The organism is Bradyrhizobium sp. Ec3.3 (genome assembly GCF_000472925.1).
Lineage (GTDB): Bacteria > Pseudomonadota > Alphaproteobacteria > Rhizobiales > Xanthobacteraceae > Bradyrhizobium.
This window is the reverse complement of the sequence record NZ_AXAS01000110.1, coordinates 1-13,178: the sequence shown is the minus strand read 5'-3', so window position 1 is coordinate 13,178 and position 13,178 is coordinate 1. Positions and strand designations below refer to the sequence as shown.

Here is a 13,178-nt window from a genome sequence, read left to right as displayed (position 1 = left end):
CGCCGTCTCAACTATCTGATCTGGTGGGCCGGCGGTCACATCCGGCCCGCAGTTCGCGGATAGCCTTCGGGCATCTTGGTGAGCTGGTTGGAGCTAGTTGGAACGGACAATGCGTATGTCGGTGCGTGCGCGCAGATTGCGGGCGGAAGAGTTCCGGCGGCTCGAGCGGGGTTACCTGCAACAGGCCGAGCATTCGCCGGGAGGGCTCGAACAAGACAGCTTGCTCAATCTCGCTCGGGGTTTCGGATATGCGGCCGAGCAAATCGAGAAACGCGCGGTGATCGGCAAGACAGTGGCTCTCTGCGTCATCGCCGCGCTCGCACTCCTTGCCGTGCTGTACCTTCCTTAGGCTGCTCCCGCGCGCGGCGAGGGCATCAGCCATGGTCCCGCACCGGCCTCGATCGCCGCGACGATGCGGTCGCTGAGATGCCGGTGAATATCGAAGTGTTCCTTGCTGTCGTCTCTCCTTTGTTTGCGGCCGTCGGCCGTGCCTGGCGACCGAAGGGACGCGGAGAGACGGACGCCGCACACCGAGAGGTGCGCGCCTGCGCGCGAGGGGCTGCCCCTTGCGGCGGACGGATATCCGTGCGCGTCAGGTTCTATCTGCAGGCCTTTTTGCGACACGCACCAAAAATCAACAACATAGGATGGTCTTCGCCATTGTCGAATTCGAGGCCACGTAGATCTCATGCGAAAAACCCCTGCCGATTGCTCGACAGGGGCGCTCTCGACACTTATCTTCATCTGCGCTTCACTAGGTGCGGAAAGCTTCCATTCTGCGAGAGCCCGAGCGGCCTCTTCCTGCCCGCCGTGCCGGACGCTTTGGCGTCTTGGCCAATCCCTCCTTGGCGCCAAGAAGTTCGGCGATGACGGTCTCGGGCGGGGTCAGAAGCAACTTGCTCTGTTCGCCGCCGGAGAAATCACGCCATTTGAGCCTCGTCTTTTAAGGCTTTGCCCGATTGAACTTCTCGGTCGGCTCGAAGGTTTCGACCCTGAACGCGATCTCCCGATTGACGGCGACGCTGTCCTCGGCGAACAGGTGGAGCTCGTGCTCGGTTGCGAACTCCTGCGGTGTCTGTTCGGTGAGAACGACGTCACGGTTGAGCAGAACGAGGCGCGCCTTGAAGTCCTTCTCGGGCTTGAACTCGGGATTGGCGGAAGGATCGAAGGGCTCGACGAACGCGACCTGCTCGACGGGGACCAGTCTTTTACCGATGGTGACGACTTTCATGGACATCTCCTTTGTTGTGGTTGATAGGAGATTCAGATGTACCGAAAACACTCCCAATGCTGGACCGAAAGGATTGGGAATCGACGCGGAAGGATTGGTAATGTCCGGGACTCGCTCGCCGAAATGCGAGGTCTCTTGTCAACGCTGTTGAGTACCGCCAAGCTTAAGCTGAAGAGGGGAGGTGTGATGTCGCGCTCTAGCGACCTCGCTCACGGGCCTGTTCGGCATCATCATCTATTCGCCTACGGACCATCTTGTCCCATGCATAACCATCGAAATATTCAATGGAGCCGCCGCCACCATTGAGGTAGTGCGTCCAGGCATCAGAGCGCTCGGCCTCGAGACGCTGCGTTGCATTCGGGCCGCGTAACGGCTCGCCGGTTGCTGTCAGCGGCTCCCACATTTGACAGGCTCCTTAATTCGAAAGATCGTCCTCATCGCTAAGCGTCGCGCTGAGCGGGTCGTATTTCCAGAGAGGCAGGCTTTCCTCGACGAGCAGGTCGGCGCCATCGCTGTCCCACGGAAGTACTTTCATGAGCTCGTTTGTCGGGCGCAAGACGAAGCGCCGATGATCGCGTTCTTCCGGATCCAATTGAGCGTCGGGATCATAGGGCATGCCAAGCGCAACAAGACAGAGAACGGCCGCGCCTATTTCCTTGATGCCGGTGAGGTAGCGCTCCGGTTCGGCCAATCTTATCGACCCAGATACACGCATTCGGTTCACGCCTAGCCTTCCGCAAGAGATCTCGTTCGGACACACCAAGCAGTACGCCGGCTCGGCGAGAGAAAAAAGCGGAAAGCTTGGCAACGGCTCGGAATGTGCGGGACTCGGCTGAGCGTGCCAGCGCGGTGCTCGTCCTCCCGCTCGGCGCAGAGCCGTCCGTCCAGGGGTGCCGCCGCTATTGTCGGCGCTGACATGCTCATAGGGAATGAGCCATCCGAGAGCGGCTCGGCACCAAGCCGGTGATCTATTCTTATTTCAAGGCAATGTTGATCACATTCGCGAGCCGGGCCGCAGCAGGGGCGGCTTGGCCGCGTGCACTATTCCTGGCAGTCGTCTCATACCCGATATCGACGATGAAACGGATGGGCCTTCTGATCTTTCAATGCTTTCGGCTGACAGCGAGGTTTGCTGCCTCCTTCGATTTGGCCATGGTTTGTGAAATCTCGCGGATCGAGGCGTTCATTTCCTCGCTCCGACTGCAACGGACTCGATCAGCGTGCGGGCGCGCTCTGCGCGCGCACGGGCGAGAGCGGCCTGCGTCACGTCAACCGCGTATTTGACGACCTTGTAGGGCTTGCCATTGAGGTCGAGGATTGGGTTATAGGACGCCTGGATGTAGATTTCCTTTCCGTTAGAACCGATGCGCCGGTACTCGCCAGCCTGGTATTCGCCGTCGTAGAGGCGAGCCCAGAAGTCGCGATAGGCCGGACTGTTGCGCTCGTCGGCCGTCACGAACAGATTGTGGTGCTTGCCCTGGATCTCGCGGAGTGAATATCCCACCGCCTTGAGGAAGTTCTCGCTGGCGGTGATGATTGTGCCAGCCATGTTGAACTCGATGACGGCCTGCGACCTGCCGATCGCATCGATCTGTCCAGACGTATCGACGGCCTTCAGCTTCTGGCTGGTTACATCAGTGGCGAATGTCACCACCCCAAAAGGCGTCCCCTTTTCGTCGAGAACGGGATTGTAGGTAGCGAGCATCCATACTTCCAGGCCGCCCTTGGCAATCCGCTTGAATTGCCCGGCCTGGCATTCGCCGCGGTTGAGCCGTGCCCAGAATTCCAGGTAACTGCCGCAATCGCGCTCAGCCGGATCGACGAACATGCTGTGGTGCCCGCCTTCGATTTCGGCGAACGTGTATCCCATGGCGCGGAGGAAGTGTTCGTTCGCGCGCTCGATCGTCCCGTCGAGCTTGAAAAAGATCACGGCCTGCGAGCGGTCGATGGCCGCGACCTGGCTGGCATCCTCCATGCTGCGCATCTTCCGCGCGGTGATGTCGGTTGCGAATTCGATGATCTTCGAGGGCCGTCCCGTAGCATCGAGGATCGTATTATAGCAGGCCCGTATCCAGACCTTTGCGCCGCCTTTTGCGACGCGCTCGTATTCAGCGGCCAGGCATTCACCGCGGTTAAGCCGGGCCCAGAACTCGCGATAGCGGGTCGAGTCTCGCTCATCTGCGTCGACGAACATGCGGTGATGGTGGCCCTGGATCTCCGACAGGGCGTATCCCATCATTTTCAGGAACTTTTGGTTGGCCGTAATGACCGTCCCGTCCATCTGGAATTCGCTGACCGCCTGCGACCGGTCAATGGCGGCCGCCTTCTCCAATTCACCCTGTTTGAGAAGTCCGAACATTCTTCGATGTCTCCTGCAAATTTTCCTCAGGCTTCGAGGAGGTTGAATAAAACGATGGACTTGCGTCCGATGCGTCGGAGCACCAGGCGGTGCCAGTATAGCCCTACGCCGCCAATTCCGAGATCAACGGCAGAGGGCAAGCCCGTGTCGCTTGCGCGAACGAACCCTATGCCGTGGCAGGCAGAATCAGGACGAGGGGTCGACTTCCTTGCCATCGAAACCAACCGTCGCGGGCTCGGTAATCGGCGTGCGCCGGCCATCGAGCTGCCTTTGCCGAGTTCGTTCTTCGCGCCTCTCTACTATCTTCTTATTTTCCGAATCACGAAGAAAATGACTTCAACGAGACGGCGTCTCGCAAAGCACGCGCGCAGGAAATCGTGCAGGGCCGATTCGCAATCCGCGTATATTCGGGACCTTCATATCGACACCCAACACTCTTCGATGGCTCAGGCAATGGCGAGGGCCAGCGCCAACCGCAACCGGATTGAAGCGCGAGGAACTTTGGCAGACAATTGCCTTGGGGGTGAGTGATGATGGCGAGACACCGGCATACGGTTTGGGCAATGCTGTTCGTCGCAAAGGAGAGCGAGGCATCCATACGACGGTTCTTAACGCAGCAAATGGGCCTCCGCTCCTCGCTCCTACACGAGCGGCTGCATCTAAGCGTTTACCACGCGAGGCCCGCGCCCTGAAGGGACTGACAAACTACGAAGAGCCCGTTGAAATTGAAGTGGCGGCCGAAGATCTTCGCTTTATGGCCATGACGCCGGGAGGCGAGAACCCCAGACCTGAGATCGATCCAGCCCGGTGCCATGTCGGTGTGCGTGTCAAGCGAACAAGCTCGAGCAGACAGGCGATCCGTTCGTTTCGTGCCCGCTTTTACCCGCTCGAGACCATGGAAGTGATTGGCGTCCGACAGCCCAGCGACCACAATCGCAACGCATTTGGGGCAAGACACTTTCAGCCGCATATCACGCTAATCCGCCCCAACAACGGTTTGAACCGCGACCTGAATGCGATCGGCACGGCGTTTCGAGCAGCCGTTCCGGGAATAAAATTTGATCGCTTCGTTGTTAGATGTCGAACCAACACCAGCTATAACTAGCACGGTGCCTCCATCTATAGTTGCGCGTCAGGCGCGCACTGCCTTGTTCGGATCCTTGCCAGGGTCCCGGAAGAACATTCTGGGAACAATTTCAATCTTTCGCGAAGAGAGAGGCGGTTCAACCCGCTGATATAGCGGACATAAAAGCGGACTTATGGACGGCTATTTTGCACGTGAATTTTATATATCTACATGATATTATTCAGATTATGACAATTTCTGCAGAGGACAAGAAAGAGGACATCGCCGGGACCGTCGACCGCGGCGAGGTGGTCTTCTCGATGGAACCGCTCTTGATCGGAGAGGATTCCCGGCACCGGAGCGAGCTTACGGATTTGGCCGTCGATCTGGCGGGCAAGTCTGCCGGTTTCAAGAGAAGCCTGCCGCAGAGCCTGTTGGGTGCGTTGGCAGATTTGGTCCGTGCGATGAACTGCTACTACAGCAATCTCATCGAGGGACACGATACTCATCCGGTCGATATCGAGCGTGCACTCAAGAACGATTACAGCGCGGATCCTGAGAAGCGCGATCTTCAGCTTGAGGCCGCCGCGCACATTGCTGTGCAGCGCTGGATCGATGAGGGCAATTTTCGCGGTCGAGCTGTAACCACGGATGGTATCCGCGACATTCATCGCCGTTTTTGTCAACACCTTCCTGAATACATGCTCTGGATCGAGGAGCCTGACACGAAAGAACGGCTTCGTGTCGTGCCCGGCGAACTGCGGCTCCGCGACGTTAAAGTGGGACGTCATGTCGCCGTTAGTCCAGGCGCTGTTCCACGCTTTCTCGCGCATTTTGAGAAGATGTTTGGGAAGGTCGGCAAGACGGACGCGATTCTGGCTGCGGCGGCAGGGCATCATCGCCTCTTATGGATTCATCCATTCCTGGATGGAAACGGCCGTGTCACACGCCTGATGTCGCATGCGATGCTGTCAGATGCGCTCGATACCGGCGCTGTCTGGTCCGCAGCTCGCGGCCTTGCTCGAAATGACGGCGCCTATAAGGAGCATCTCGCGCAATGTGATCTTCCGCGACGCAACGACCTGGATGGTCGCGGCAGCCTCAGCGAGGAAGCACTCGCATCATTCACCCGCTTCTTCCTTGAGACCTGCATTGACCAGGTGAACTTCATGGAATCGCTCATGCAGCCTGATCGGCTGCGCACGCGCATATTGCTGTGGGCGGAGGAGGAGATTCGCGTCAACAAGCTGCCCCCTAAGGCAGGTGCGGTGCTTGAAGCAATCCTCTATCGCGGCGAGCTTCCGCGCGGCGATGTAGCCGGCCTTCTCGGTCTGACGCCACGTCATGCCCGACGTATCGTCTCTGAACTCCTCGGCCGCGGCGTCCTCAGCTCAAAGGGGCCACGTGATCCGTTGTTGCTTGCGTTCCCCGCCGCCCTCGCCTCGCGGTGGATGCCGGGACTGTTTCCGGAGCACGCAGATGAGTGAGCAGGGCATGAGCTTGTCGGCAGACACAGAGGCGCGCAAAGCGGCTCTAGAGGCTGTTAGGGACTGATTAACCATAGATGTTGAGGTTTGGGGGATGTCGATTCCCCGCGAGCCTTATCCTTCTGACGTTTCCGATGACGAGTGGGCGCTTGTTGCGCCGTATCTGATACTTTTGCCCGAGGACGCCTCGCAGCGGACGCACGCACTTCGCGAGGTGTTCAACGGCCTGCGCTATATCGTGAAGACCGGCGCGCCCTGGCGCTGGATGCCGAACGATTTGCCGCCGTGGGAGATCGTCTATCAACAGGCGCAGCGGTGGTTGCGCGCGGGTTGTTTTGAGGCCCTGGCCGAGGATCTGCGCGTCATCCTGCGCCTTGCGGCTGGACGACCCGCGCAGCCGACCGCCGCCATCATCGACAGTCGAACTCTGCGCTCGACGCCCGAGAGTGGCGCCCGCGGCGCCTACGACGGAGCCAAGCGCAAGAAAGGTTCGAAGCTGCATCTGGCCGTCGATACGCTCGGCCATCTTCTGGAGCTGCATGTCACGCCCGCCAACACCGACGATCGCGCCGAGATTGGCCGGATCGCCAAGACGATTCAGGCAGAGACTGGTCAGAGCGTCGAAGTCGCCTTCGTTGACCAGGGCTACACAGGCGACAAGCCTGCAACGGCGGCTGCAGAACACGGCATTGCCCTCGAGGTCATAAAGCTGTCGGAGGCCAAACGAGGCTTCGTGCTGCTCCCAAGGCGATGGGTCGTCGAACGATCTTTCGCGTGGGCCGCACGCTTCCGAAGACTTGTCAAAGACTACGAGCGATGCGCTCAGACCCTCGCCGACCTCCACCTCATCGCCTTCGCATGCATCATGCTCAAAAACGTCGCTAAACTCGCCGCTGGTTCCTAACAGCCTCTAGAGATCGTCGCCACCAAATGCCGTTGCCGCGCAGGGGGCCGCGTGATGCGCCCTGCGCTGTGCTCGACCTTCCTCGGCTGGTGCCAGGGCCGCGCACGTTTTTCAAGTTCGCGAACGATGTGATCGGTGATCTTCCGATCCCCATGGCTTCATGGGGCTTGGGCTCGACGGCCTGGGGGCCGCAGGCCCCACACTTTTCATCGAACACGATTCAGGAAGGAAATCGGTTGCTCCACGTTCAACGCGGCGATCTGGATTCCGCACATGGGAGAGTTCAAACCAGTCCCGTCGCTGCCTATGATGTGTAGATGCCCGGCTACGAAAAGCCTCCATGTTGGACCAGCGCAGCGTGCGCTCGGAGCCCATTACGATTCCCGAGCTCACCGGGGAAACCAGCGAGAACTGTGAGACGCTGCTGCGCGCGCTAGTTCAGCCGTTGAGGGAAATGCTCAGCCATGCCTTCTGCTCTACAAGACCATCTCACGAACTCTTTCAGCCGAGATTTCGATTTCGCGAGCTTTTGGATTGCAGCCTCGAACTCAATGTTCGAGCCGCTCTAATCAACCCCCGCGGCCGACCAAATAGGCTGCTTCCCTTTTCATCGTCCGTCATATTCGGCCCAAGCATCGGATGTTTCATAGACTCGAACGCACGACATTCCTTGAAATTTGCGATTCAGTCTTTCCCAGATCCAAATGGCAATGTTTTCCGCCGTGGGATTCCCCAATCCTTCGATCTCATTCAGACATCGATGATCGAGTGCATTCATCACTTCGACGAAGGCCTCCTCGAGGTCGAAGAAATCTACGACGAATCCTGTGATCGGATCCACCGGTCCATCGAGTTGCACTTCAACTCGATAGGAGTGGCCGTGCATGCGGCTGCACCTATGTGCGGCCGGCACGTTCGGGAGACGGTGAGCCGCCTCGAATTTGAACGCGTGTGATATCTTCATTGGGGCTCAGATGCTTGCAGATGTGGTGATCCGCCGTCGCCGATGCGAGCGGCGCCGAACATAAAATCAGGCAAGTTCCGCGGTGACCTTCGCCATCAGTCGATCTTGGCTGCCTTGGCATAGGTTTCCCGTGAAACCATTGGAATGGCCCCTCCGCGGGTCGGATCCGCGAAGGGGCCGCCCGCCGAAGCGTAGTTCTTACCGGTGCGACGCTCGAGTACGATGCCCATAGCCTCAATGTTCGGGATGTCCGTTTCGCGCAGCTCCGGCATCAAGGGCTTGCGGGCCAGCGCCGCCTCTACGTAAGGTGCCAGTTCCTCTTCTTTACGTCGGACGCGCTCGTCTTCCCGTTCTTTCAGTGCGGGCATAACCTCTTTGGTAAACAGCTCGAGTGCCTCGCAGATATGCTCGTGCTTATTTAGTCCGCATTGCTGGATAAAGATCATTTGGTCGATACCGACATCCGCGTAGCTCATGAGATGGTCACGAACGCTCTGAGGCCGACCGATGCTGCCCGAGCCCGGCGTCTCCTTCATGTCGTCTTTGACCGCTTGGAAGCGCCGCCACAAATTCGTGCGCCCAGGACGATGTTCACCATATATCGCATAATGTGCGATCGAATATCCGAAAAACTTGAAACCATCGATTCCGCGACGCATCGCTTCTTCGGCACTGTCATGAACCATCATACCGTTGAGCGTTGCTATATTGGCGTTCACCGAATGACCGATGGGAACGCATTCCTCGGACTTGATAGTCTCATAGTATTCGTCCCGCCAGAGTTTTGCTTGAGACGCTTCGACAAACCCAAAGACCAGCGCGCCTACACCATAACGGGCGGCGCGCAAAATGCTGTCGCGCCGCGAACAAGCCATCCAGAGCGGTGGGTGCGGCTTCTGTATCGGCTTTGGCACGATGTTGCGGGGAGGCATTTTGAAGAATCGCCCCTCGTATCCCGGATACGGCCGCATCGTCATCATATTTGCGGTCTGTTCGACGCCTTCCCGCCACATGGCACTCTTCTGCTCGGGTTCTATTCCAAACCCATGCATCTCGATTAGCGAGGCGGATTCTCCAGTCCCCCAGTCGACGCGTCCTCCAGAGATAAGATCGAGCGTCGCGAGGCGCTCAGCTACCCGCGCTGGATGATTGTAGTGCGGCGGCGAAAGACAAATGCCGTGGCCAACACGGATATTCTTCGTACGCTGCGAAACGGCACCCAGAAAGACTTCGGGCGCGGACGAGTGGGAGTATTCCTCCAGGAAGTGATGCTCGACCTGCCACATGTAATCGAATCCGAGCCGATCGGCGAGCTCGATCTGCTCCAGCGCGTTGTCGAACAACTTTTTTTCGCCGCCATTTTCCCAGGGCTGCGGTAATTGGTGCTCATAGAACACTCCAAGCTTCATCAGTTTTCCTCTGGCGGAACAGTCATAGCCGTTCGTATTTCTCGGATGCGATCTGCGTGGTCGCGCCATCGATCGCTGACCACAGGCACCATGCGATCTGCGTTCTTGCTCCAGAATTTGTAGGCACAACTTTTATCCCGATATGCAGGGCTGCACTGCCGGCTTGGGAAGCCAGAGTTTGGCAAGGGCATTGGTCCGCACCAGCTGGCCTGGCCTCATCTGAACTCCCTCGCCAGCGACTGCAATATCGCCGTGACGGCGCCCTTTGACTACCGAGCAATCTGCGTGCCAGGGCTCTGCAAGCCACGATTGAAGAGAGGATGCAACGATTTGCATCGCGCCGACGCGACGTTCTCACCCTAATGTCGTGTTTCGGACATGGGTCACTCCAAGCAAGGCAGGGCGAAATACGACGAAACCAAGTGTCGAGTTCCGACAATTTTCATATTCGTCCTCACTCCGACGCGGAAGCGGCGCGATCGTCATCCACGATTGAAGTTGCCCCATGCATCCAGGTGTGGGACGGGTAGGAGCTGCCTCTATGGGCACATGTTGGACGCAGCTGGTTTGGGCGAGCATTGCAGCCGCAAGTGAGCAACTGGCCCGACAAAGAACGGGGACCGTTGTGCGATATTTCCTGATTTCCACTGCCATTCTGACCAGCTGCTTTCAGCTCCCGAAAACCTGTGCTGAGCAAATTCTTGTCTCGCCATCCGGCGACAAGGCATATCGCTCCATCCAGGAGGCCATAGACGCATTGCCAGCTCGAGGCGGCGACATTCTGATTGCGCCGGGCATCTATCGCGAGAAGGTAAAGGTCGGCAAATCTGGCGTTCATATCAGAGGCACCGGGAAGAAGCCGGAAGACACGGTTGTCGTCTATGGCGACGGCGCGATCAAAGTGGGTGGAACCGTTCATTCCGCCACAATGGACGCATCTGGCGATGACTTCCGGCTCGACAATCTAACGGTACAAAACGACTATTCCCTAAATCCGGTCAATCCGCCGTCGCAGGCGGTGGCGCTGGCTATTACTGGAGACAAGGACGTTATTACCCACACCCGCCTACTCGGCGCACAGGACACGCTGTTCGCCAACAAAGGGCCTAATGGCCGAAGAGCACGGCAATATTTTTCGGACTGCTATATCGAGGGACATGTCGACTATATATTCGGAAACGCCAAGGCCTATTTTCAGCGTTGTGAGCTGCACGGCGTCGCCCATCAGGCAGTGGTGTACACCGCACAAAGCAAAGAATCGCCGGAGGAGGACAGCGCCTATGTTTTTGACCATTGCACTCTGACCGCCGATCTCGCCGCACGTGGCATCGCTCTTGGCCGCCCTTGGCGCTCTTATGCTACGGTGATCTTCTTATCCACCAAGATGAATGCTCCGGTGATAGCGGAAGGCTGGATCGAGTGGGATCGCGACAAGACCAACAGACTGATGACAGCCTACTATGCCGAATACCAATCCACCGGAATCGGCGCCAATCTCAGAGGACGGGAGCCTTACTCCCATCAATTGACGGACGGTGAAGCTAGGCAATGGTCCCTCAAATCTTTTTTTGCCGATGACACGAACTGGCTGCCGAACTCATTGTCAAAATAGGAACTAAGGGCCGGTCGTGGAAATTTGATCCGTCTGCCGTCGCACCGTTCTCTCGCGCGCACACGACCGCCTCGCGAACCTCGTCAGATTCTAGGACAGCCACGCTTATCCATCGATTAGGCCCCGAGTAACAACGCGAGCCACATTCCGAGCGCCTGCTATTCTTGTTCGGTCAAGTGCGGATGCTACAACGAAGCGATGAGTACTACCGGGGCGCGGGGCCGTCCTGGGCGTTGGGAGGTGGTTAGCGGAATGCCTTTGCACAGCCTTCCCATGCACCCGACGACAGTGGGGCTTGCCCACTCCGCAACGGCGGCCACACGTCGGACACCACCACATCTGCATTTTCCACCTGCCAGGTCGCAGAATCGGAAAATCGCACATCGTCGAGCGCAATCTCAAGGTTATGACCTCCATCAAGCCCGTGCATCACCAGCGCACCATCACCGCCACGCACGTGGCGTAGGGCGATCTTTCGGTAGAGCGGAATTCGGTTACCGGATGCATGGATGTCATAGCGTGTATCAAAATAGATGGGCCATCGGTTGCCGCGCAGGCACACATTCTCATAGGTCACCCTCTCCACCAGACCGCCCCGGCTGACATCGCTCTTGATGCGCAGGCCAGACGTCGTGCCGTCCAGGGTCAGGCCGTGCACCAGTATGTCGCTGACACCTGAGCTCACTTCACTGCCGATCGACATGCCGTGCCCCCAGCCAAAGTAGTTGTCGATAATGGAAATATGGCGTGTGGGACCATTGTTGCCTGCTTTGATAGCCACATTGTCGTCTCCAGTGCGGATCTGACAGTGAGTAATCGTCACATCCAGGCTGGCGCCGGGATCGATGCCATCTGTATTGCGGGCGTCGGCCGGTGTATCGATCGTGACGCCCCAAAAGGTGGCACCTTCGACCCGGTTCATCGCCACGTGGAAATTGGGCGCATTGCGCAGTGTGATGCCGTGGAAGGTGATGTCATGGGCATGATCGATCTGGATCAGGCGTGGGACGTTCTGATAGCCGCCCTCGGCTTGCGCGCGCCGAGCCAGCTGCCACCAACTCTCGGCAGTGCCGACCATGAGCGCACCGCCCTGGCCATCGATAATGCCCTCGCCATAGATGCCGCCACCACGTGTTTTGGAGAAGCTGATGAATGGCCGGCAGCCATCGCCCTTGCCTTCGATGCGACCGCAATTTCCAAAGCCTTTGTCATAGGCCTCCCTCTGGGCAACCGCGACAAGCGTGGCGTCGCGCTCGATCCACAGCGTTACTCCGGATTTCATCTCGAGGGGGCCCGACAGGAACGTCCCGCCGGACAAATAAACCGCTGAGCCAGGAGGGCAGTGAGCAATGGCGTCTTGCAGTCTGGCTGTGTCGTTTTGTCTCGACGGCGCCAGGCGGGTGCAGACATAACCTGGTGCGACAGGTTCGGCGACCGTGCGGCGATCTTTCGCTTGTGCGCCGGCGCTTACGGCGGCGAGCATGGACAGCATTGCCCAATAGCGCAATGGGACTAACATGAACAACCTCTTCGTTTTGCGGTGCCACCCATGCTTGCCGTCGTCATCCGAAAGCCGAATGCCAAGTTGCTTCTAGCTCTCGTTACACAGAGCTGACAGACAAGCAGTCAAGCCAGCAGAGGCTTGACGAAAACAAATTTGCAAAAGTGTGGTAAGTCCACGCGACACAGAAACAAAAGATGCTCGCCAGGTCTGATCATATGAGGCGGCGCCTGCCAGCAAATCTGAACTGCTGGAGCTCTTGGTCGGTCATGAACTGCTCAATCATGATGTTCCAACCGAGTTTGAGGGCTGATGACCGTGCTGTCGCGCTTATTCCGCTGTCACGGATTTCGCGAGATTGCGCGGCTGGTCGACGTCGGTGCCCATCACCACCGCCGTGTGGTAGGCCAAGAGCTGCACGGGAACGGCATAGACCATCGGCGTGAAGGCAGCCGCCATGTCGGGCATGACGATNGTGACGAGNGNATCGACCGTCGCCTCCGCAGCGCCCTTGGCATCCGTCATCAGGATGATGTTGCCGCCGCGGGCGGCGACTTCCTGCATGTTGGAGACGGTCTTCTCGAACACGCGATCGTAGGGCGCAATCACCACGACCGGCATGGTCTCGTCGATCAGCGCGATCGG

The 13,178-nt window shown here is 58.3% G+C and carries 12 protein-coding genes and 1 pseudogene; 5 read left to right on the top strand and 8 right to left on the bottom strand.

Features of this window, described 5'->3' with window-relative positions; translation table 11 throughout:
• The first annotated feature begins 115 nt into the window (after positions 1-115).
• The gene (locus YUU_RS0144395) at positions 116-349 is read left to right on the top strand and encodes a hypothetical protein (RefSeq protein WP_156944902.1); all 234 of its coding nucleotides are present in this window, start codon (positions 116-118) and stop codon (positions 347-349) included.
• A gap of 594 nt (positions 350-943) precedes the next feature.
• On the opposite strand, the gene YUU_RS0144385 is transcribed toward YUU_RS0144395, so the two are convergent.
• The 4 genes and pseudogenes from YUU_RS0144385 to YUU_RS54270 form a co-directional block, all read right to left on the bottom strand.
• Complete coding sequence (locus tag YUU_RS0144385) at positions 944-1,231, bottom strand: hypothetical protein (RefSeq protein WP_156944901.1); 288 nt, start codon at positions 1,229-1,231, stop codon at positions 944-946.
• A 196-nt stretch (positions 1,232-1,427) separates the two neighbouring features.
• Entirely contained in the window at positions 1,428-1,634 is a 207-nt protein-coding gene (locus tag YUU_RS0144380) for a hypothetical protein (RefSeq protein ID WP_027527926.1), read from the bottom strand.
• A 12-nt stretch (positions 1,635-1,646) separates the two neighbouring features.
• Positions 1,647-1,922 (bottom strand): hypothetical protein, encoded by a 276-nt coding sequence (locus YUU_RS0144375; RefSeq protein ID WP_027527925.1) that lies wholly within the window; start codon positions 1,920-1,922, stop codon positions 1,647-1,649.
• 421 nt (positions 1,923-2,343) lie between these two features.
• Positions 2,344-3,590 (bottom strand): annotated as a pseudogene (locus YUU_RS54270) (PAS domain-containing protein); the annotation flags it as partial.
• Positions 3,591-4,074: 484 nt separating this feature from the next.
• Here YUU_RS54270 and YUU_RS59780 point away from each other — a divergent pair.
• The 3 genes from YUU_RS59780 (at position 4,075) to YUU_RS0144355 (ending at position 7,047) form a co-directional block, all read left to right on the top strand.
• Positions 4,075-4,695, top strand: coding sequence for a hypothetical protein (locus tag YUU_RS59780; RefSeq protein ID WP_156944900.1), 621 nt, complete (start codon positions 4,075-4,077; stop codon positions 4,693-4,695).
• Between the two features lie 173 nt (positions 4,696-4,868).
• Positions 4,869-6,143 (top strand): Fic family protein, encoded by a 1,275-nt coding sequence (locus YUU_RS0144360; protein WP_245288316.1) that lies wholly within the window; start codon positions 4,869-4,871, stop codon positions 6,141-6,143.
• A 94-nt stretch (positions 6,144-6,237) separates the two neighbouring features.
• Positions 6,238-7,047 carry an IS5 family transposase gene (locus YUU_RS0144355; protein ID WP_027527923.1) on the top strand — a complete coding sequence of 270 codons (810 nt, stop codon included), beginning with the start codon at positions 6,238-6,240 and terminating at the stop codon, positions 7,045-7,047.
• Between the two features lie 607 nt (positions 7,048-7,654).
• Here YUU_RS0144355 and queD read toward each other — a convergent pair.
• On the bottom strand, positions 7,655-8,011 hold the full coding sequence (gene queD, locus YUU_RS57875; RefSeq protein WP_084801965.1) for a 6-carboxytetrahydropterin synthase QueD: 357 nt from the start codon (positions 8,009-8,011) through the stop codon (positions 7,655-7,657).
• 95 nt (positions 8,012-8,106) lie between these two features.
• Positions 8,107-9,420 carry an LLM class flavin-dependent oxidoreductase gene (locus YUU_RS54260; RefSeq protein WP_063621853.1) on the bottom strand — a complete coding sequence of 438 codons (1,314 nt, stop codon included), beginning with the start codon at positions 9,418-9,420 and terminating at the stop codon, positions 8,107-8,109.
• A 625-nt stretch (positions 9,421-10,045) separates the two neighbouring features.
• Between YUU_RS54260 and YUU_RS0144340 the strand changes: the two genes are divergently transcribed.
• Positions 10,046-11,032, top strand: a complete 987-nt coding sequence (locus tag YUU_RS0144340) for a pectinesterase family protein (RefSeq protein ID WP_051390255.1) — start codon at positions 10,046-10,048, stop codon at positions 11,030-11,032.
• Positions 11,033-11,276: 244 nt separating this feature from the next.
• Here the strand turns inward: YUU_RS0144340 and YUU_RS0144335 are convergent, their stop codons facing one another.
• Positions 11,277-12,551, bottom strand: a complete 1,275-nt coding sequence (locus YUU_RS0144335; RefSeq protein ID WP_027527920.1) for a glycoside hydrolase family 28 protein — start codon at positions 12,549-12,551, stop codon at positions 11,277-11,279.
• A 312-nt stretch (positions 12,552-12,863) separates the two neighbouring features.
• On the bottom strand, positions 12,864-13,178 hold a 315-nt coding region (locus YUU_RS54255), incomplete at its 5' end, for an SIS domain-containing protein (protein ID WP_035665071.1).